This is a genomic window from Streptomyces sp. CB02959, from assembly GCF_002803155.1.
Taxonomy (GTDB): domain Bacteria; phylum Actinomycetota; class Actinomycetes; order Streptomycetales; family Streptomycetaceae; genus Streptomyces.
In genome coordinates this window covers 199,201-218,833 of record NZ_NNBP01000016.1, presented here as the reverse complement: position 1 = coordinate 218,833, position 19,633 = coordinate 199,201, and the positions used below count along the sequence as shown (strand labels likewise).

At 75.6% G+C, this 19,633-nt stretch carries 14 protein-coding genes; 5 read left to right on the top strand and 9 right to left on the bottom strand.

Annotated elements, in window-relative coordinates; translation table 11 throughout:
- The first annotated feature begins 53 nt into the window (after positions 1-53).
- The 3 genes from CG747_RS25530 (at position 54) to glpK (ending at position 4,426) form a co-directional block, all read left to right on the top strand.
- Complete coding sequence (locus CG747_RS25530; protein WP_100604153.1) at positions 54-1,817, top strand: GGDEF domain-containing protein; 1,764 nt, start codon at positions 54-56, stop codon at positions 1,815-1,817.
- Between the two features lie 196 nt (positions 1,818-2,013).
- Positions 2,014-2,781, top strand: a complete 768-nt coding sequence (locus CG747_RS25525) for an MIP/aquaporin family protein (RefSeq protein WP_100604152.1) — start codon at positions 2,014-2,016, stop codon at positions 2,779-2,781.
- Positions 2,782-2,866: 85 nt separating this feature from the next.
- Positions 2,867-4,426, top strand: a complete 1,560-nt coding sequence (gene glpK, locus CG747_RS25520) for a glycerol kinase GlpK (RefSeq protein WP_100604151.1) — start codon at positions 2,867-2,869, stop codon at positions 4,424-4,426.
- 150 nt (positions 4,427-4,576) lie between these two features.
- Here glpK and CG747_RS25515 read toward each other — a convergent pair whose 3' ends face one another.
- The 5 genes from CG747_RS25515 to CG747_RS25495 all read right to left on the bottom strand — a co-directional run bounded on the left by CG747_RS25515 (position 4,577) and on the right by CG747_RS25495 (position 10,051).
- A complete protein-coding gene (locus CG747_RS25515; protein ID WP_100604150.1) occupies positions 4,577-5,188 on the bottom strand; it encodes an ATP/GTP-binding protein in 612 nt (203 codons plus the stop codon).
- Positions 5,189-5,390: 202 nt separating this feature from the next.
- The gene (locus CG747_RS25510) at positions 5,391-6,260 is read right to left on the bottom strand and encodes an alpha/beta fold hydrolase (protein WP_100604149.1); all 870 of its coding nucleotides are present in this window, start codon (positions 6,258-6,260) and stop codon (positions 5,391-5,393) included.
- A gap of 197 nt (positions 6,261-6,457) precedes the next feature.
- The gene (locus tag CG747_RS25505; RefSeq protein ID WP_100604148.1) at positions 6,458-6,871 is read right to left on the bottom strand and encodes a DUF742 domain-containing protein; all 414 of its coding nucleotides are present in this window, start codon (positions 6,869-6,871) and stop codon (positions 6,458-6,460) included.
- 31 nt (positions 6,872-6,902) lie between these two features.
- Positions 6,903-7,328 carry a roadblock/LC7 domain-containing protein gene (locus CG747_RS25500; RefSeq protein WP_100604147.1) on the bottom strand — a complete coding sequence of 142 codons (426 nt, stop codon included), beginning with the start codon at positions 7,326-7,328 and terminating at the stop codon, positions 6,903-6,905.
- Positions 7,325-10,051 carry a nitrate- and nitrite sensing domain-containing protein gene (locus CG747_RS25495; protein ID WP_100604146.1) on the bottom strand — a complete coding sequence of 909 codons (2,727 nt, stop codon included), beginning with the start codon at positions 10,049-10,051 and terminating at the stop codon, positions 7,325-7,327. Before CG747_RS25495 ends, CG747_RS25500 begins: the two co-directional genes overlap by 4 nt.
- Positions 10,052-10,339: 288 nt before the next feature.
- On the opposite strand from CG747_RS25495, the gene CG747_RS25490 reads away from it, so the two are divergent.
- Positions 10,340-10,807: a hypothetical protein gene (locus CG747_RS25490; RefSeq protein ID WP_374701817.1), complete on the top strand. Its 468-nt coding sequence runs from the start codon at positions 10,340-10,342 to the stop codon at positions 10,805-10,807.
- 28 nt (positions 10,808-10,835) lie between these two features.
- On the opposite strand, the gene CG747_RS25485 is transcribed toward CG747_RS25490, so the two are convergent.
- Complete coding sequence (locus tag CG747_RS25485; protein ID WP_100604144.1) at positions 10,836-11,165, bottom strand: bifunctional 3-phenylpropionate/cinnamic acid dioxygenase ferredoxin subunit; 330 nt, start codon at positions 11,163-11,165, stop codon at positions 10,836-10,838.
- Positions 11,166-11,327: 162 nt separating this feature from the next.
- On the opposite strand from CG747_RS25485, the gene CG747_RS25480 reads away from it, so the two are divergent.
- Positions 11,328-12,131, top strand: a complete 804-nt coding sequence (locus CG747_RS25480; protein ID WP_100604143.1) for an IclR family transcriptional regulator — start codon at positions 11,328-11,330, stop codon at positions 12,129-12,131.
- A gap of 36 nt (positions 12,132-12,167) precedes the next feature.
- Here CG747_RS25480 and CG747_RS25470 read toward each other — a convergent pair whose 3' ends face one another.
- The 3 genes from CG747_RS25470 to CG747_RS25460 form a co-directional block, all read right to left on the bottom strand.
- The gene (locus CG747_RS25470) at positions 12,168-16,841 is read right to left on the bottom strand and encodes a hypothetical protein (RefSeq protein WP_100604142.1); all 4,674 of its coding nucleotides are present in this window, start codon (positions 16,839-16,841) and stop codon (positions 12,168-12,170) included.
- Positions 16,842-16,903: 62 nt separating this feature from the next.
- Positions 16,904-17,917 carry a hypothetical protein gene (locus CG747_RS25465; RefSeq protein ID WP_100604141.1) on the bottom strand — a complete coding sequence of 338 codons (1,014 nt, stop codon included), beginning with the start codon at positions 17,915-17,917 and terminating at the stop codon, positions 16,904-16,906.
- 94 nt (positions 17,918-18,011) lie between these two features.
- Positions 18,012-19,550, bottom strand: a complete 1,539-nt coding sequence (locus tag CG747_RS25460) for a hypothetical protein (protein WP_100604140.1) — start codon at positions 19,548-19,550, stop codon at positions 18,012-18,014.
- Between the last annotated feature and the right edge of the window lie 83 nt (positions 19,551-19,633).

Sequence of the window (19,633 nt, the reverse complement as noted above, 5' to 3'; positions counted from 1 at the left end):
ACAGTGCGTGAACGAGGCGCCGTCGGCGCCCAGGGAGCGGCATCCTGCTGCTCGTGTCTGCCTGGACGAACCAGCTCCGCTTCGCATTCCAGCCCGTGGTGAACCTCGCGACCGGCTCGGTCGCCGCGCTGGAGCCCCTCGCCAGACCCGAGGACGGCGAGGTCGACGTGCTGACCTGCGCGCGCCGCTGCCCCGATCTGGACGCCGAGCTGGCCGCGCTCGCCGTGCGGGCCGCGGCGGAGCAGGACACCCTGCTGCCGCTGCACGTCAACGTGTTCGCGGGGACCGTCGCGCAGCTGCCGGATCTGACGTCGCTGGGCAAGGCGGTGCGGGACGCGGGCCGGCGGCCGTGGGAGATCACCCTGGACCTGGTGGGGCCGTTCACCCGGGTCCCCGAGCGGGAGTTGCTGGCGGCGGTGGCGGGGCTGCGGGACGAGGGCTACCGGATCTGCGCGGACGGCGTCGGGGACGGCGATCTTCCGCTGCGGCTGCTGGGCGAGCTGACGCCGGACCTGGTCAAGCTGGACCGTTCGCTGTGCGCGCGGCTGGAACGCGATCCGGGGCGGCAGGCGGCGGTGGCCGCGATGCGGCAGCTGTGCGAGCGGGTGGGCGGTCTGCTGGCCATCGAGGGGGTGGAGACCGAGCGGCAGTACGCGGCGGTGCGGGAGGCCGGGGTGCAGTTGGCGCAGGGGCATCTATTCGCGCCGCCGTCGCGGCGGGTGGTGACGGAGGTGTACGTGCCGGCTGCGCATCCGCCGGCGGCGAGCGGCCGGCCGGTCGCGGACCGTCCGCCGTCGGGGCCGCCGGTGGCGCAGTTCCTGCAGCCCGCGGCGCTGCTGCCGATGTCGGCGTCGGCGGGGGCGGTGCGCAGCCATCTGACCGGGTTCCCCGAGGTGTCGGGGGTGCTGCTGGTGGACGCGGACGGGGTTCCGGTGCGGGCGATCGACCGGGACCGCTTCCTGCTGTCGCTCTCCGGTCGCTACGGGCACGCGCTGTATGCGGACCGGCCGGCGCTGCGGCTGGCGGACCGGCCGCGGACGGTGGGCGCGGACGCCACCGCGTGGCAGGTGCTGGACATGATCGCCGACGGGGAGCGGGACCGTACCGGCGACGACGTGGCGGTGGTGGACGAGCGCGGCCGCTGCATCGGCGTGGTGCACCTGGCCGACATCCTGCGGGCGCTGACCGAGAGCCGGGTGGAGGAGGCGGCACGGCTCAATCCGCTGACTCGGCTGCCCGGTTCGGATGCGGTCAACGGCGAGGTGGAGCGGTGGATCGCCGAGGGCCGGGAGTTCGCCCTGAGCTGGCTGGACGTGGACGGGTTCAAGCAGGTCAACGACGGGGCCGGGTTCGCGGCGGGCGACGAGCTGATCCGGGCGGTGGGCCGGACCCTGGCGGAGGTGGCGGCGGGCGAGCCGGCCAGCCGGGTGGGGCACATCGGCGGGGACGACTTCCTGGTGCTGGCCGAGCCGGACGGGCTGGAGCCGTTCGCCAGGGCGCTGCTGGACGTGGGCTGGTCGGCGGGTGAGATGCCGGTGACGCTGTCGCTGGCGACGGTGGTCTGTCCGCCCGGCAGCGTCACCGGGCACGGTCCGGCGGCGGCCGCGCTGGCGCCGTTGAAGAAGGCCGCCAAGGAGCTGCCGGGGGCGAGCTGGGTGGTCGGGCGGCCGGGGGCGGCGCGCACGGAGGTCCGGCGGGGGGCGGCCGCGCGGGTCCCGGAACCGCCCCGGGCGGTGGCGTCGGCGGAGGGCGCGGAGGCGCCGGAAGCCGGGGGCGGCGCGCCCGCCGGGCAGGAGGGGGTGCGGGCCCGCGGCTGACCGCCGGACCCCGCCCGGAAGAACCTCCGGAACCCCAAATTCCCTTCCTGTGTACGACCTTGACGGCCTCTAAGGCACGGAGAACACTTCCGGTTGCCGGTCGCCGGATGCCCGCGGGCACCGCCGTACCCGGGCACGGCACGCACCCTGCACGGAGGACCGGGGCCCGCCCCCGGGCAAGGGCCGAGGAGCCGCCATGTATGCCAATGGGGACATCGTCGTCGGTGAGGTGATCGGTACCGCGGTGCTGATCCTGTTCGGGACCGGGGTGTGCGCCGCGGTCACCCTGCACCACTCGAAGGCCAGGGGCGCGGGCTGGGTGGTGATCGCCTTCGGCTGGGGCCTGGGCGTGCTGGCCGGCGCGTACACCGCGGCACCGCTGTCCGGCGGGCAACTGAACCCGGCGGTGACGCTGGGCTCGGCGGTGGCCGGCGGCACCCCGTGGGCGAAGGTGCCGCTGTACGTGCTGGCGCAGCTGGTCGGGGCGGTCCTCGGGGCTGTGCTGGCATGGGCGCTGTACTTCGCGCAGTTCGCCGCCAACGCCGAGCCGGGCAAGGCCCAGCCGACGCTGGGGGTCTTCGCCACCGCCCCGGAGATCCGCCGGCCGGTCGCCAACCTCGTCACCGAGGTGATCGCCACCGTCGGGCTGGTGCTGCCGCTGCTGTTCTTCGGCCGGAACCAGGGCATCGGGATCGGCCAGGTGCCGGGGGCACGGGTGGGCGTCTACGGTTCCGGGATCAACGTGCTGCTGGTGGCGCTGCTCGTGGTCGGCATCGGCCTGTCGCTCGGCGGGCCCACCGGCTACGCCATCAACCCGGCCCGCGACCTGGGCCCGCGGCTCGCGCACGCGGTGCTGCCCATCCCCAACAAGGGCTCGTCCGACTGGGGTTACGCATGGATCCCGGTGGCCGGGCCGCTGCTGGGCGCGGTGCTGTCGGGGCTGGTGTACACGGCGGTGTTCTGACGGCGGGCGGCACCCGGGCCCGGGTGCGCCGGACAGCGGGGCCGGTATCGGCCGGGACCAGCCACGACTTCGGAAGGCGGCACGGATGACCACCCAGCACACCGGAACGGCCGGGCGGAACGGGGCGGACGGGGCGTATGTCGCCGCGATCGACCAGGGCACCACGTCGAGCCGCTGCATCATCTTCGACCGCGCCGGCGCGGTGGTCGCCGTCGACCAGCGGGAGCACCGCCAGATCTTCCCCAGACCCGGCTGGGTGGAGCACGACGCCACCGAGATCTGGGCGAAGGTGCAGGACGTGGTGGCGGGGGCGCTGGCCAGGGCGGGGCTGCGGGCCGACGAGTTGAGCGCGCTGGGCATCACCAACCAGCGGGAGACCACGGTCCTGTGGGACCGGGCCACCGGCCGGCCGGTGCACCACGCGGTGGTGTGGCAGGACACCCGTACCGACCGGCTCTGCGCCGAACTGGGCGGCGCGGCCGGTCAGGACCGCTTCCGGGAGACCACCGGGCTGCCGTTGGCGAGCTACTTCTCCGGGCCGAAGGCGGCCTGGCTGCTGGACGAGGTGCCCGGGCTGCGGGCCCGCGCCGAGCGCGGCGAGATCGCGTTCGGCACCGTCGACTCCTGGCTGATCTGGAACCTGACCGGCGGCACCGACGGCGGGGTGCACGTCACGGACGTCACCAACGCCAGCCGCACCCTGCTGATGGACCTGGCCACCCTCCAGTGGGATCCGGCGATCCTGTCCGCGATGCGGGTGCCGGCGGCGATGCTGCCGGAGATCAGGTCGTCGGCCGAGGTGTACGGGACGGCGGTGGGGCAGCTGGCCGGGGTCCCGGTGGCGTCGGCGCTGGGCGATCAGCAGGCGGCGGTCTTCGGGCAGACCTGCTACGGCGTCGGCGAGGCCAAGAACACCTACGGTACCGGCTCGTTCCTGCTGCTGAACACCGGCAACCGGCCGGTGGCCTCGAAGCACGGGCTGCTGACGACCCTCGGTTACCAGCTCGGCGGGGAGGCGCCCGTCTACTGCCTGGAGGGCTCGATCGCCATCACGGGCGCGCTGGTGCAGTGGTTCCGCGACCAGCTCGGCCTGATCGGGTCGGCGGCCGAGATCGAGGAGCTGGCGGCGAGCGTCCCGGACAACGGCGGCGCGTATGTCGTACCGGCCTTCTCGGGGCTGTTCGCGCCGTACTGGCGGGCCGACGCCCGCGGGGTGATCACCGGGTTGACCGGTTACGTCACCAAGGCCCACCTGGCGCGGGCGGTGCTGGAGGCGACCAGCTGGCAGACCCGCGAGGTGGTGGACGCGATGTTCCAGGACTCGGGGGTGCGGATCACCCGGCTGAAGGCCGACGGCGGGATGACCGCCAACCATCTGCTGATGCAGCATCAGGCGGATGTGCTGGGGGTACCGGTGATCCGCCCGGTGGTCCCGGAGACGACCTGTCTGGGCGCCGCCTACGCGGCCGGGCTCGCCACCGGCGTCTGGCAGGACCTGGACGAGCTGCGGTCCCACTGGCGGGCCGACACCGAGTGGACGCCGCGGATGGACGAGGCGGCCCGGGAGCGCGAGTACGGCAACTGGCGGCGGGCGGTGCGGCGGAGCTTCGGCTGGCTGGCGGAGGACGGCGGCAGCGCGTCCTGAGCCGGCGGGCCGGCAAGGCGTACGGCCCGCACCCCGGGCGGCGGGGTACGGGCCGTACTTCCGCGCCCTGTCAGGGAAGCGCGGGTCCGGGCGGCGCAGTCGGGGGCCGCGCGGCGCCGTGCGGGCGGGTGCGGGCCGGGGCGGCGCCGGTCAGGGCAGGGCGGGCTCCCGCCGCTGGGCGCCGCGCCGCATCGCGTGCTCGACGACGGCGACCAGCACGTCCCGCGCGGAGTCCCGTTCGCGGGCGTCGCAGAGCACCACCGGGACCGCGGGGTCGAGGTCCAGGGCGTCCTTGACGCTCTCGGCGGGGTAGCGGTCGGCACCCTCGAAGCAGTTGACGGCGACGACGAAGGGCAGGCCGCGGCGCTCGAAGTAGTCGATGGCGGCGAAGCTGTCCGCCAGGCGGCGGGTGTCGGCGATCACCACCGCGCCGAGCGCACCGCGGGCCAACTCGTCCCACAGGAACCAGAAGCGGTCCTGGCCGGGGGTGCCGAAGAGGTAGAGGACCAGTTCGTCGTGGACGGTGATCCGGCCGAAGTCCATCGCGACGGTGGTGGTGGACTTGGCCTCGATCCCGTGGAGGTCGTCGACCGGGCGGCCGGCCTCGGTCAGCCGCTCCTCGGTCCGCAGCGGCCGGATCTCGCTGACCGCGCCCACCAGGGTGGTCTTGCCGACGCCGAAGCCGCCCGCGACGAGGATCTTGAGCGTCACCGGCTCGGCCGGGAGGGGCCGGCTATGGCGCTCAGAACGCCCGAAGACCATGGGTTTCCTTCTCCTGGTTGGCGAGGATGCGGGGCACACGAGGGCAGCGCGAGGTGTCCCGTGTGCGGGCGGCCACCGACGGTGGTCGCCAGTGCACCGTACAACGTGCGCCGTACGGCGCCCACTTGAGGTGCGGTCCGAGCGTGCGGGGCCCCCGGGCAGAGGCCGCCAACCGTCCCAAAAGGACCGTGCGGCGGGCCGATCAGCCCTGCCGGTGGGCGTCGAGGTGGCCGAGGATCTTCGGGGTGACCAGTGCGGGCACCTCTTCGGGCAGCCAGTGGCTGGCGCCCTCCAGGGCCTCGAAACGGTAGGGGCCGTCCACCCACTCCCCCGTCGACTCGGCCGCACCGCGCCCCAGGGCGACGTCCTCGCTGCCCCACAGGAACAGGGTGGGCACCGCGATCCGCCCGGCGGGCACGGAGACCACCGCCTCGGGGGCGCGGTACCAGTTCAGGGTCGCGGTCAGCGCGCCGGGCTCGGCGAGCCGCCGGACGTTGGCCTCGACCAGCTCGGCGGGGACCTTGCCGCCGTAGGCGGCACGCAGGCGGGCCGCGTCGTCGGCGAGCAGGGCGGACTCGGCGGCGCCGTCCGGGCGGCGGAAGAAGCGGACGTAGTCCAGCCGGTGGTGCTGTTCGGGGTCGCCGGCGGCGGCGCGGTTGAGCGCCTCGGGGTGCGGGGTGGCGAGCACGGTCAGCGACGCCAGCCGCTCGGGGTGGGCGCCGGCCAGGGCCCAGGCGACCATGCCGCCCCAGTCGTGGGCGACGACGTGGAAGCGGTCGGCGCCCTGGGCGTCGGCGAAGGCGAGGGCGTCGGCGACGAGTTCGGGGACGGCGTAGTCGGCGATCCGCGGCGGGCGGGCGTCCGGGGAGTAGCCGCGCTGGTCGACGGCGACCGCGCGGTAGCCGGCGGCGCCCAGCGCGGGCAGGACGGCGTGCCAGCAGTCGGCGAACTCGGGCCAGCCGTGCAGCAGCAGGACGACCTCACCGTCGGCCGGGCCGCCGGCCAGCGCGTCGAAGGTGTACGGGCCGGCGGCGATCCGCAGGCGTTCGAAGGGGGCGGCGGCGTCGGCCATGGTGGGGCTCCTCGGGTCGGGTGCCGGCCACGGCTCGGGGCACGGGGTGCCGGCCGGCGCCGGGTGACGGGTGATCAGCAGACACCGTAGCCGGGCGGTGCGCCCGCTCGGCGCGGTGGCAGGGGTGGGTGACGGCTGCCGCCCGCCCGGGAAGGGCGCGGGCGGCAGAGTGGCCGGCTTTGCGGCCGGCCGCGCCGTCACAGTGCGCGCAGGCCGTCGATGACCTCGCGCAGCACCTGTTCGTCCGGCAGCTCGGCCGGGGGAACCGGGCGGGTGACGTGGACCAGCCCGGCGTCCAGCAGATCGCCGATGAGGACCCGGACCACGCCCACCGGCAGGTCGAACTCGGCCGCCAGCTCGGCGACCGACTGCGGCTCCTCCCGGCACAGCTCGACGATGTCGACGTGCTCCGGGGAGAGCGTCTGGTCGGCGATCGGTTCCCCGCTCCGGCTCTCCGCGATCACCAACGCGATCAGGTCCAGCCGTCCCTCGGCGGCCGTGCGGGTGCGCCCGCGCGTCATCGCGTACGGGCGGACGACCGGGCCCGCGTCGTCGTCGAACCAACGGGCCGGATGCCGTTCCGGTGTCGGCCGGCCCTCCTCATCGGTCATGGCGTCACCGTAGTCGTACTCGGCCGGCTGGTCAGGACCGGGGCGCGGTGCCCAGGTGCGTGCCCACCCGCTTGACGAGCAGGGTCATCTCGTAGGCGACCAGCCCGACGTCGGAGTCGGCGTCGGCGAGGACCGCCAGGCAGCTGCCGTCGCCGGCCGCGCTGACGAAGAGGAACGCGTCGTCCAGCTCGACCAGGGTCTGCCGGACCTGCCCGGCGTCGAAGTGCCGGCCGACGCCCTTGGCGAGGCTGTGGAAGCCGGAGGCGACCGCGGCCAGGTGCTCGCTGTCCTCGCGGGTGAGGTCCTTGGAGGCGCCGGTGGCCAGGCCGTCGCTGGAGAGGACCAGTGCCTTGCGGATGCTGCCGACCCGCTCGACCAGCTCGTCCAGGAGCCAGTTCAGCTCCCCGGATCCGTGCGGCGAGGCTGCGGTGGAAGCGGATGCCTTCGGTGCGGTCATGGACCGTCCTCTCCCGATGTGTTTCGTGGTGCTGTTGCGCCCCCGGCGGTGCCGTCGCCGGTATCCGGGTCCGGGGGTGTGGGGGTGTGGGGGGCCTCGTCGTTCTCCCGGCGGCCGCGCTGCCAGCCGCGCTGGAGCGAGGCCATCCGGGCCCGGACCGCCTCGGCGTCCCGGTCGTCCGCGGCCGGTGCGGCCGGCCGGTCCGCCGGGGGTTCGGCGGCCTGTTCGGCCTTGAGTTGGGGGGCGATGCTGGCCTGGCGCACCCGGCGGGGCAGGCCCTTGGGGGTGGTGGCCGGGGCGGGGGTGCCGTCGGCCGGGGTGTCCTTGGGGGGCTGCGACGCGGTGGCCGGCGGCTCTGCGGGCTCGGCCGGGCGGTCCTTGCCGCGCGGGGCGTCCGGTGTGCGGGCGCCGTCCACGGTCCGGCCGTGGTCGGAGACCAGGACCGGTGTGCGGGGGCGGCGCGGCAGCGGGGCGAGCGTGCCGGTCGGCGCCTGGTCGCCGGCCTGCTGGTGCTGTTCGCCGGACGGGTCGTCGGCGCGCTGGGGGACGGCCTGGGGGCCGACGGGCGCGGCGGCCGGTGTCCGGCTCCCGCGGCCGCGGGCCCGGTCGCGGAACACGTTCTCCTCGTCGTCGGCGGGGTCCGCCGCGTCCCGTTCGGCCGGCGACAGCGGCGCCTCCAGCTCGACCGGGCCGTCGAGGACGCCCCGCCGGGTGCGCTGGGGCAGCGGCACCGGCACCTGGGCGAGCGGGTCGAGGGCCTTGGCGTCGGGGTCCGCGGGCCCGGCCGCGGTGTCGGCGGCGGCCCGGCCGGCGTCACGGGCGCCCTCGCCGGTGTCGGTGAGGAGTGCGCCGGGGACGAGGACCACGGCGGTGGTGCCGCCGTACGGGGAGGGCTGCAGGGAGACCCGGACGCCCTGCCGCTGGGCGAGCCGGCTGACGACGAAGAGGCCGAGCCGGTCGGTGTCGGACAGTTCGAACTCGGGGGTCTCGGCGAGCCGGAGGTTGGCGTCCAGCAGTTGGTCGGGGGCCATGCCCAGGCCGCGGTCGTGGATCACCAGGGTGTAGCCGTTGGAGACCCGTTCGCCCAGTACCTGCACGGCGGTGTGCGGCGGGGAGAAGACGGTGGCGTTCTCCAGGAGTTCGGCGATCAGGTGGGTCAGGTCGGAGACCGCGGGGCCGTCCACCGCGAGCCGGGGCAGCCGGCGGACCTCGATGCGCTCGTAGTCCTCGACCTCGGCGACCGCCGCGCGCACCACGTCCATCAGCTGGACCGGTTTGCGCCACTGCCGGGAGGGGGCCGCGCCGGAGAGGATGACCAGGCCCTCGGCGTGCCGGCGCATACGGGTCGTCATGTGGTCGAGTCGGAACAGGTCGGCGAGTTCGTCGGTGTCCTCGGTACGGCGCTCCATGGCGTCCAGCAGCGTCAGCTGACGGTGCAGCAGGACCTGGTTGCGGCGGGCGAGGTTGACGAACACCTCGGAGACGCCGCGGCGCATGTCGGCCTGTTTGACGGCGGCTTCGACGGCGGCCCGCTGGAGGGTGTTGAGCGCCTGCCCGACCTGGCCGGTCTCTTCCGGGCCGAACTCCAGCCGGGGCGCCTCGGTTTCCACGTCGACGTGCTCGCCGGCGGCCAGCCGGCGCATCACGCTCGGCAGCCGGACGCCGGCGACCTCGTGGGCGGTCTTGCGGAGCCGGGTCAGGTCCCGGACGTGCCGGCGGCCGATCCGCAGCGAGACGACGACCGAGACGAGCAGTGCGACGAAGCCGAGGACGCCGACGGCGACGGCCTTGAGGACGATCCGGCCGGCGATCGGCGTGACCCGCTCCTGGTAGCGGTCGCCGGCCTCCCGGCCCAGCCGGCCGAGGTCGCCGAGGACCTTCTCCGCGGCGGAGTTCCAGCGGTCGGCGTTGACCGCGTGCGCGGCGGTCGCGGGATCGGCGGCGATCACCCGGTCCTCGTAGGAGGTGAGTGCGCGGGCGCCGGCGGAGTCCCAGTAGTCCTCGAAGGCGCCACGGTCGGCGGCCGGGAGCAGCGGGAGGTTGGTGCTGTAGAGGAGGCGGCGCTCGGCGACCCGGTCGGAGAGGGCGCGCTGGTCGCTCTTGCCGATGCTGCCGGAGGTGAGGATCGCGGACATCAGGGCGTCCTCGCGGGAGAACTCCTCGCGGGCCCGGGTGAGGTTGACCAGCGCCCGGGCCTGCTTGTCCATCTCGACGTTCTCCAGGGCGTGGAGCGCGGCGAGCAGGTCGTAGCCGGGGTCGATCAGGGCGTCGTAGGACTCCATGGCCTCATCGCGGCCGAGCCGGTTGTCCTCGACCCGGGTGCGCAGGGCCTCCAGGCCGTCCAGGCCCTTGACGAGCTCGTCGAGCCGGCCGACGGCCGAACCGGCCAGGTCCGTGCGGACGTCCGGGGTGTCCACGTCGTCGTGCAGCCGGGCCACGGCGTCGTCGGTGGCCCGGGTCTGGTTGTGGAGTTCGCTGAGCGCGTTGGCGCCGCGGCGGTCGGCGAGGTAGAGCAGGCTCTGGCGGCGTTCGCGCTGGACGGCCTGCATGGTCACCTCGACCGGGTAGCCGAGGTTCCGGACGACGGTGCCGACGTCGAGGAGCTGGTTGGCCTGGCGTCCGGTGACGTACATCGCGATGCTCCACATCACCGTCAGGGACACCAGCGGCACGAGCAGCAGCGCCACGATCTTCCGGCGGACCGACCTCCCGCGAAAGCGCATGGCCTCCCCTACGTCGACCCCGCGCGTACGGGGGTGGTGTTCCGTCAACAGCGGCGTGAGCCTACTACTGTCGGGGGACCGATCCGTAGGCCCGGCGGGGCGGCGGGGGACGCGGGCGGGGCGGGATCGTCATGACTTGTCCGGCGATGCCCGGACGGTCGGCGGCCGAGTGTGGCTATGACCACCCGGGCGTGCGGCCGGTACCGGCCCCTCCCGTATACCTCTGTGTGCCCCGGTGTGTGGTGCCGGAGGGGGACGTGGAGTGGACAGCGGCCCGGTCCGTGTGGCATGTATCCGGTGAAACCCGGGCAGCCGCCGAGGAGTCGGGCAGGCCGGGACGGGGTCCGGGGAGAGTGCGGGGAGTGTGACGCGATGAACCGCGGCAGGCGTGCTTTGTGGCAGGAGGTGCCGGTGGCCCGGCGCCGGATGGCCGACCCGGTGCGCACGGCGGCGGTGCGCGCCGTGATCATCGTGGCGGTCACCCTGATCCAGGCCATGGTGGCCTTCCTGTGCACGCTCGCGAGGTCCTGGTTCGGGTTCCCCGCGGTGCTGTGCACGGTCGCCAGCACGATCGTCGCGACCTGGGCGGTGCTGGACGTATGGGTGACCCGCCAGGTCTGGGTGCAGCGGCACGGGGTCCGGTCCGAGCCGAGCAGCACCGCCCGGGAACTGCGCCGGGAGCGCCGGAAGGCCCGGCGGCAGGGGCGCCGGCGGCCGTCGGAGGAGCCGTCGCGGACGGACCGCGCGGCGGCCTGACGGGCCGGGGCCCCGGCCGGGTCCGCGGTCAGGCCACCGCCTCCTCGCGTACGGCGGGCCGGACGTGGACCATCCCGTCCAGGACGCCGACCTCGTGGGTGCGCACGGCGCGGCGGGCGGGCAGGCAGGTCGGCGCCCCGGTGCGCAGGTCGAACTGGGCAGCGTGCAGCGGGCATTCGACGAGGCAGCCCTCGACCCAGCCCTCGGAGAGGGAGGCGTCCTGGTGGCTGCAGGTGTCGTCGACGGCGTAGAGCCCGTCCTCGGTGTGGAAGACGGCGATGGCGGGTGTGGTGTCGTCGATCTCGATCCGGACGGACTCGCCGACCGGCAGGTCCTCGATGCGGCAGACGGGAAACATCTGGCCCCCCTCGCGCTGATCGGTATCATGGCGTTGTGAATCGCGCATTGCATCTCGCGATGCGCAACAGAATCCAAGCCGGGGAGCGCCCCGTCAAGGGCAACCCGGAGAGCGGCCCCAGGACGTGCCCGTCGGGGGGCAACGGGTGGTGAGGCGAAAGCCATGGCGAAGACGACAGGCGCGGCGGACGAGCGCGCCGAGGACCGACGCGGGACGAGCTCCGTCCAGTCCGTGGACCGCGCGGTGAGCGTACTGGAGAGCCTGGCCCGGCTGGGCGAGGCCGGGGTCACCGAACTCGCCGACGAGCTGGGCGTCCACAAGTCGACCGCCTTCCGGATCCTGGGCGTCCTGGAGAACCGCGGCCTGGTCGAGCAGGAGAAGGAGCGCGGGAAGTACTTCCTGGGCGCCGGGGTGCTGCGGCTGGCCGGCGCCGCGGCGATCCGGCTGGACATCTCGCAGGAGGGCCAGCCGGTGTGCCGCGCGCTGGCCGACGAGACCGGGGAGACCGCCAACATCGCGGTGCTGGACGGTGATGCCGCGGTCAACATCATGCAGGCCCGGGGCTCCGCCGCGGTGACCGCCCACAACTGGCTCGGCCGGCGCACCCCGTTGCACGCCACCGCCAGCGGCAAGGTCCTGCTGGCCCACCTGCCCCGGGAGCGCAGCGAGGCACTGCTGGGCCGCAAGCTGCCGCGGTTCACCGACGGCACCCTGACCGCCCCGGCCGCCGTGCGGGAGCAGCTGGCAGCCGCCCGTGAGGACGGATTCGCCTGCACCGCCGAGGAGTTCGAGACCGGACTGAACGCCGTCGCGGCGCCGGTCCACTCCTACGACGGGAGCGTCATCGGGGCGATCGGGGTCTCCGGACCGGCCTACCGCATGGCCCGCGCACAGCTGCCGGAGCTGGCGAAGGCGGCGGTGAAGGCCGCGGCCGAGCTCTCCCGCCGCATGGGGTACGGCGGCTGAGCCCGGCGCGGTGGCCGCCCCGGCCGGGCGGCCCGCTCAGCCGGCGGCCGGCGCGGCCCCCGCCGCCTCCTCCGGGCGGCGGTACATCCGTGTCGCCGTGATCTGCCCGTGCACCGCCTCGCCGGACGGGTCCGCCTGCGGCAGGCCCGGACGCAGGTGCTCCTCGACGCTGATGTACTTCAGGCCCGCCCGCAGGTCCGCGTCGTTCCGCAGGCGGATCACCAGCGGGAACTCCGCGAGCGCGGTGGTGTCGAACAGGCCGGTGGTGTAGAGGAGTTGGACGCCCAGGGCGTCGGCGACGGCGCGCTGGAGCTCCAGCAGATAGGTGGCGTTGGCACGGCCGATGGGGTTGTCGAGGAACAGCGTGCCGGCGTGCCGCTGCTTGTCGCGGCCCCGGTCGTTGCTGCGCAGCGCCGCCATGGTGCAGTACAGCGCGATGGCGGCGGTCAGCAGCTGGCCGCCGGAGAAGACGTCGCCCATCTGCCCCACCGGGACCCGCTCGGCGCGCAGCACCGCGTCCGGCTTGAGGATCTCCACCGCCACGCCCCGCGGCTGGAGCGCGGCCTGCACCCCGCGCAGCAGCAGGGACATCCCGTCCCGGCGCAGGTCGCTGTTCTTCTTGACCGCCGCGCGGGTCGCCTCGTCGATGACCTCGCCCAGCCGCTCGGTGAGCGTGGCCTGGTCGGGGTCCTCGAAGCGGATCCGCAGGAACTCCTGGCCGGACCACTCCCCCAGCCCCTCGGGCAGCCGGGACAGCCGCTGGGCGGAGCGCAGCGTGGTCAACGACGACTCCACCAGACCGCGGAGCCGGTCGACGATGGAGCCGCGGTTGCGCTCCAGCTGGGCGAGTTCGTCGGTGAGCACCCGCAGGCGAGGCGCGAACGCCTCCGCCCACTTGGCGGCGTGGTCCGGCAGCGCCGCGGCGGGCAGCTCCCGGATCTGCTGCCGGGCGGGGGTGCGCACCTGCTCGTAGCGGGTGGAGTTGGCGTGCCGGACGAGGACGTCGGCGGCCTCGCGGACCGCGGCCTCGGCGGCGGACAGGTCGGCGGCGCAGCCGCGCAGCGAGCGGCGGGACTCCGCGGCGGCCTGCCGGGCCTCGGTGAGACCGCCGGCGTACGGATCGATCGACGCGTCCTCGCCCCCCTCGGCGTCCTGGTGGTCCCGCAGCAGATCCCGCAGCAGCGCGGCGGTCTCGTCGAAGCCGCCGGCCGCGTCCTCGGCGCCGCGGTGGGCGCGCAGCAGCTCCTCGTGCTCGGCGCGGGCGGCCTCCAGGGCCTCGGTGGCGGTGGCCAGTTCGGCGTTGGCGGTACGCAGCAGTTCCTTGGCGCGGTCGGCGTCGGCCGGGACCAGTTCCTCCGGCAGCTCGGTGTGCTCCGCACCGTCGGTGGGCGCCAGCCGCTCCGCCTCGCCGCGCAGCCGGCCGAGCTGCTCACTGGCGGTCGAGGCGCGGGTGTCCAGCATCTGCACCAGCGATTCGGCGCGTCCGGCGGCGGCCTGGCGGGACGGGCCGTCGGCGGCGTCCGGGCTCTGCAGCAGTTGCTCGGCGCGGGTGCGGACCTTGTTGGTGAGGCGGTTCAGCTCGGCCAGGGCGGCGGATTCGTCGCCCTCGGCGCGGGCCTGTTCGGCGCGGAGGTCGGCGCCGACGCCGACCTTCTCGTAGAGCTGGGAGGCGGAGCGGTACGCCTCGCGGAGCGCGGGCAGCGAAGTGGTCGACTGCTGCGGGGCCTCCCCCAGGTCGTCGGGGACACCGGCGATCTCGGCGCGCTCGGCGCGCAGCGCTCGGGCGGTGCGGCGGGCGTCGTCGGCGGCCCGCTGGGCGGCCCGGCGGTCCTCGTCGGCGGCCCGGGCGCGGTCCACGCACTCCTCGGCGCGGCCCTCGAACTCCGCTGCCTCGTCGGCGAGTTCCCGCATCCGGGACTGCCAGCCGGCGCGCTCGCGGAGCCGGTGGGCGAGGCCCGCGAGGAGGTCGGCGGCGCGCCGGGCGCGCTGGGCGGCCTCCTGCCGCTCGTCGCGCACCCGGGTGGCCTCGGTGGCGACCTCGTCGGCCTCGGCGCGGGCCGTCCGGGCCTCGGCCAGCTCCGCGGCGGCCTCCTCGGCGGCGGTCCGGGCGGTCTCCGCGGCCGCGGCGAGCTCGGCGAGGCGGCCGGCCGGGCAGCCGGCGCGCCAGGAGCCGAGGCGGGCGGCGAGCGCCCGGTCCCCGGCGAGCCGCGCGGCCAGCGTGCGGATGTCCTCGTCGCGCTCGGTGGCGCGGGCGCGCAGTGCGCGGCGCTCCTCGTCGGCGGCGGACTCGTCGTGCATGGCCGGGTTCGGCGGTACGAGGAAGACGCCGGAGACGCCGGGGTCGTCCTCGTCGGCGGCCGGGCTGGGGGCCAGCAGCGCGGCGGCGGTGCCCACCGCGACGGCGGAGCGGGGCAGCAGCGCGGCCTGGGCGAGCACCTCGCGGGCCCGGGCGTGGGTGTCCGGGTCGGTGATGACCACACCGTCGACCAGCTCGGGGCGGGCGGCCAGCACCCGGGCGTGGTCGGCGGGGTCGACGGACTGGGCGAGGTAGCGCCAGCCGGGCAGGGCGGGCACGCCGTGCTCGCCCAGATACTCCACCGCAGCCAGCACGTCGGGGCCCGGCGGCAGCAGCCCGCCGTCGCCCAGCGCGCCCAGGATCCGGGCGTCGTCGGCGGCGGCCGTCCGCAGGTCGAACAGCTGGCGCTCGGCGGCGGCGACGCCCTCCTCCAGCAGCCCGTGCAGCGCGTCGGCGCTGCGGTCCAGCTCCTCGGCGGTGAGCGGGGCGGCGGCGCGGCGCGGGGCGGCCGATCCGGCACCGTCGCCCGTACGGGGGCCGGGCAGGGCGGGCGGCGGCGCCTCGGGGAGGCCGAGGAGTTCGGTGAGCCGCTGTTCGGCGCCGATCGATTCGGCGGCCCGCCGCTCGGCGTCGTGGGCGCGCTCGGCGGCCTGTGCGGCGTCCTGCGCGCGGGCCGCGGCGAGTTCGGCGGCGGAGTGCCGGGCCGCGGTCTCGCGGGCCCCGTCGGTGGCCTGCCGGGCGGCCTCGCGGGCGGCGTCCCACGCCTCGACGGCGGTCTTCTCGGCATCGGAGGCGGCGAGCGCGGCGCGGGCCGGGTCGGCGTCCGGCTCCGCGTCGTCGAGCCAGCCGGCCCGGACCGCCTCCGCGGTCTCCTCGGCGACCTCGGCGAGCCGCTGCCGCAGGTGGTCGGACTCACTGCGGGCGCGCTGGGCGTGGGTGGCGGCCGTGGTGGCGTCGCGGTGCGCGGACTCGCCGGTCTCCTGGAGGGCGGCGGACCGCTCCTCCTCCTCGTTGGCGACCCCTTCGCCGGCCTCGGCGGCGCCGTGCAGCGCGCGCACCAGGTCGGCGGCGGCGGCGGCGCGGGCGGCGAGCGCCGGGGCGGCGTCCCGCTCGGCCTCCCGGATGGCGGCGGCGACCCGCGCGGAGCGGTCGGCGGCGGCGCGGTGCCGCAGGGCGATCTCGGCGGCCTGCCAGGCGCTGTGCAGCGTGCGGGCGTCGTTGAGTTCGCGGCGCTGGGCGGCGGCGCCCTTCTCGGCGGCGGCCAGCGCCAGCGAGGCGTGCCGGTAGGCGAGTTCGGCGGAGACCAGGGCGCGGCGCTCGCGGCCGCGGTCGGCGTCGGTGACCCGGTGCGCGGCGGCGGCGACCGCCTCGGCGAGCTCGGCGGCCCGGCCGCGCTCCTCGGTGCCGCGGGCGTACAGCCGCTGGGCCAGGCCGCGGGTGCGGCGCTCGGCTCCGGCGTGCACCTCGCGGGCCCGGTCGCGGGTCTCGGCGGACTCGGCGATGCGGGAGAGCAGGTCCAGCGAGCCGGCGGTGAAGTCGCGTTCGGCGGTGAGCTCGGCGCGCCGGCCGAGCTTGTGGGCGAAGCCGTGGACGAGGTCGGCGAGGCCGTCGGTGTCCCGGGTGTCGGTGACGGCGCGCAGCAGCAGGTCGGTGAAGTCGGAGTCGTTCTTGACCGCGAAGAGGCCGGCCGCCTCGCCCTCGTCGGCGTTCATCTCCCGCTGGTAGCGGAAGAGTTCGGGGTCCAGGCCGAGGTCGCCGAGGTGTTCGTTCCAGCGCTCGTGGACCTCTTCCCAGATCACGTCGAGGTTGGGGTAGTTCTTGCCGGCGTCGGTGAGGGCGTCGCGGAAGCCCTTCATGGTGCGGCGGCGGCCGTGCGCACTGGAGGCCCCCTCGCCGTTCTCCGTCCGGGGGCGGACGAGGGTCGCCTCGGCGACGGGGAGGGAGTCCAGGCTCATGCCGGGGCCGGGCCGGAAGCTGTACCAGGCCTCGGCGAACTTGCGGGGGTCGTTGGAGACCTGGCGGCCGCGCCATTCGCTGACCTTGCCGACCACGACGGTCTCGCCCGTGACGACGTGCTGCCATTCCAGGGCGACGTGGCCGCAGTCGTCGGCGAGCAGGAACTTGCGGAGCACACCGGAGCTGGCGCCGCCGAGGGTGTTGCGGTGGCCGGGCAGCATGACCGAGAAGATCAGCTTGAGCAGGACGGACTTGCCGCCGCCGTTCTCCAGGAAGAGCACGCCGGCGGGGGCCGGGCGGCGCGGCGGGCCGACCGGTTCGTCCTCGAAGAAGTCCGCCTGGGCCGGCGCCGGCTGGGGCACCGGCGCGCCGACCCCGCGCAGGTCCAGGACGGTGTCGGCGTAGCGCGCACCGGCCGGCCCGGTGGAGTAGAGGCGGACCCGGGACAGCTCGTACATGGCGGACTCTCGTTGGTGTGTGGGTGGGTCGGTGGTCGGGGGTGGGCGGAGCGTGCGGGCGGTCAGCCGGAGTGGAAGGGCAGCCCGGCCTCGGCGACCAGGTCGAGGTCGTCGGACTCCTCGCCGGGCAGCAGCGAGGCGCTGCCGTCGGAGACCGGGACGATGCCGAGCTCCAGCAGTTCGGCCATGGCGGCGGTGCCGGCCATGTCGCGGACCTGGAGTTGGTAGCGGGCGGTGGTGCGGTAGGCGCCGCCGGCGTCGTCGCCGGTGCGCTGGAGGAAGCCGGAGTCGACGAGGAAGGTGACGGCCTTGGCGATGATGCCGGTGGTGGAGCCGGCCAGCCGCCGGGCGTCCTTGGTGGCTCCCGTGGCGCTGCGCCGGGCGTAGACCCGCCAGGCGGACTCCAGGCCGGGGGCTTCGGTGGCCGGGTCGGTGTTCTCGCCGTCCTGTTCGGCGCGCTCCGTGAGGCGGCGGCAGGCCTGCCGGACGAAGGCGTCGACGCCGTTGACGGTGATCCGGCCGATGTAGCCGTCGTCGGCGAGGTCCTCGGGGCGCGGGAAGGACATGGCGGCGATGGCCAGGTGGGCCAGGCCGTGCAGGAAGCGGTCGGCGGAGTCGGCGGAGGCGCGGCGGGCGTAGTCGCCCATCCGGACGGCGAAGACGGAGTCCTCGGCGGCGGTGACGGCCATCCCGGCGCGGGTGGAGACCTCCAGGACGATCAGCCCGAGGCCGCCGGCGACGGCGTCGGCGAGCCGGGCGAAGGGGGGCTCGTCCCGATAGCGGCGGAGCAGCTCGGCGTATTCGGCGTCCCGGGCCGGCAGCAGCTTGGGCTGGAGGCCGAAGGAGACCAGCCGGGCGGCGTCGGCGGCGTCGGCGGGGGATTGGGGCCTCCCCTGGTCATGGGGGTCCCCCCGGTCGAGCGAAGGCGAGAGTGGGGGAGGAGCCGAGATCTCGGGGAACGGCGAGGCGCCGGCCGGGGCCGGTTCGGGGGCGTCGGCGGGTGCGCCCCAGGCCGCTTCGCCGGTGCCGGGCGCCGGGTCGGGCTGCGGCACCTCGTCGGCGTCGTACTGGGTCACGGGCGGAGCTCCTTGCGGGGGACGGTCGGGGGTATCTCGTAGCGGGGCGGGGGCGGTCCGGCCGCTATCCGGCGGCGGTGCCGCGCGGCGGGCATCAGGCCACCTCCGAGCGGTCGGCGGCCATCCCGGCCGCGTCCAGCAGGGCGGTGCCGACGATGAGGTCCGCGCCGCCGAACTCGGGGTCGGTCAGCTCGGTGCCGTCGTCGACGGCGAAGAGCAGCTGCTGCTCGCCCTGGCGGTAGGCGGTGCCGACCGGGGGGCTGGCGGCGTGCACCGCCAACAGGGCCACCAGGTACGGGAGTTCGGGGTCGCTGCGGCGGGCCTCGGCGAGCAGGCCGGAGAGCCGGCGGGGGGCGTCGGCGGGCAGGGTGAGCAGGGCCATCGCGGCGTCGAGCTGGGCCTCGCTGAAGCGGCTGTCGTCGGGCGTGGCCACCAGGTCGGGCTCGGGCATCTCGGCGCCCAGGTGCTCGCGCTCCATGGGCGGGGTGAGCAGCACCTCGACGAGGTCGGCGACCCGGACGGCGGCGGGGGTGCGCAGCCCCGTGCCGCGGGCGAAGAAGGCGTCGGTGACCCGGGTGGCCTGCTCGACGGGGAGCGGGAGGACGGGGGCGACGAGCTGGCCGTAGAGGTCGAGGCCGGTGCGGGCGGCGGGGGCGGCGAACGCCTGGCGGTCCTGTTCGGCGCGGAAGAGCGGGCCGGCCTCCAGGAGCCGGGACTGGAGCTGGGTGTGCCGGCGGATGCAGTCCTTGACGATGTCGACGAGTTCGGCGGCGCGCCGCTTGTGCTCGCCGGTCTTCGCGTCGACGGCCTCGGCCTCGTCGCGGGCCTTGCGGATGTTGGTGAGGATGGCGTTCTCGTGGCGGTAGCGGTCCGCGACGTGGTCCAGCGCCTCGTTGATCATGTCGGGGACGGTGCGCAGCCAGTCGACCGAGCGGACGTTGCGCCGGGTGGCCTCCAGGGTCTTGCGGAGGGTCTCGGCGTACTGGACGGTGCGGTAGCGGGCCTGCTCGGCGGCGAGCTGGGCATCGGCCAGCCGGCCGCGGCTGATCAGCACCTCCAGCTTGACCTCGGCGGCGATCTGGGCGCTGGTGACGTCCGTGTCGAGGGCGCCGACGAGGACGTTGACCGCCTCGTCGGTGGCGCGGAGGTAGACGGTGCCGCCGGGGCCGGGGACCTCTTCGATCAGCTTGAAGTCGTAGTCGCGGCGGACGTACTCGCCGTCGGTGGTGAAGGTGCCGTAGACGGCGCGGAAGCCGCGGTCGACGCTGCCGACGTTGATGAGGTTCTCCAGCACCCAGCGGGCCACCCGCTCGTGCTCCGCGGCGGGGCGGTCCGGGGCCTGGGCGGCGACCCGCGGCAGGACCTTGGCCACTATCTCCTCGTGGTCGGCGCCGGTGTCGAAGTCCATGTTCAGGGTGACCAGGTCGATGACGGCGAGCGCCACCTCCGCCATCGCGTAGACCCCGTACTCGCCCGCGAGGTTGGCCTTGCGCGCGTCGAGGTCGTGCAGCGGCGCGGTGCACGCGAGGGCGCGCAGCCGGCGGGCCAGTCCTTCGTCGGCGGCCGGGCCCGGCGCGGGCCGGCTGTGGCCGTTGAGCTGGGGCGCAGCGGCCCCCGGGGCGGAAAAAGTCACGTCGCACAGAGTAGGCGCTGGCACCGACAACGGACGAAACGGCGCGGATCCCCTCAGGGGCGGGCCGGGCCCGGGTCCCTTGG

Bases quoted from the DNA above. Each gene is read 5' to 3' on its own strand.
- CG747_RS25525 (WP_100604152.1), top strand. From the start codon at position 2,014: ATGTATGCCAATGGGGACATCGTCGTCGGTGAGGTGATCGGTACCGCG.
- glpK (WP_100604151.1), top strand. From the start codon at position 2,867: ATGACCACCCAGCACACCGGAACGGCCGGGCGGAACGGGGCGGACGGG.
- CG747_RS25515 (WP_100604150.1), bottom strand. From the start codon at position 5,188: ATGGTCTTCGGGCGTTCTGAGCGCCATAGCCGGCCCCTCCCGGCCGAG.
- CG747_RS25510 (WP_100604149.1), bottom strand. From the start codon at position 6,260: ATGGCCGACGCCGCCGCCCCCTTCGAACGCCTGCGGATCGCCGCCGGC.
- CG747_RS25505 (WP_100604148.1), bottom strand. From the start codon at position 6,871: ATGACCGATGAGGAGGGCCGGCCGACACCGGAACGGCATCCGGCCCGT.
- CG747_RS25500 (WP_100604147.1), bottom strand. From the start codon at position 7,328: ATGACCGCACCGAAGGCATCCGCTTCCACCGCAGCCTCGCCGCACGGA.
- CG747_RS25495 (WP_100604146.1), bottom strand. From the start codon at position 10,051: ATGCGCTTTCGCGGGAGGTCGGTCCGCCGGAAGATCGTGGCGCTGCTG.
- CG747_RS25490 (WP_374701817.1), top strand. From the start codon at position 10,340: ATGTATCCGGTGAAACCCGGGCAGCCGCCGAGGAGTCGGGCAGGCCGG.
- CG747_RS25485 (WP_100604144.1), bottom strand. From the start codon at position 11,165: ATGTTTCCCGTCTGCCGCATCGAGGACCTGCCGGTCGGCGAGTCCGTC.
- CG747_RS25480 (WP_100604143.1), top strand. From the start codon at position 11,328: ATGGCGAAGACGACAGGCGCGGCGGACGAGCGCGCCGAGGACCGACGC.
- CG747_RS25470 (WP_100604142.1), bottom strand. From the start codon at position 16,841: ATGTACGAGCTGTCCCGGGTCCGCCTCTACTCCACCGGGCCGGCCGGT.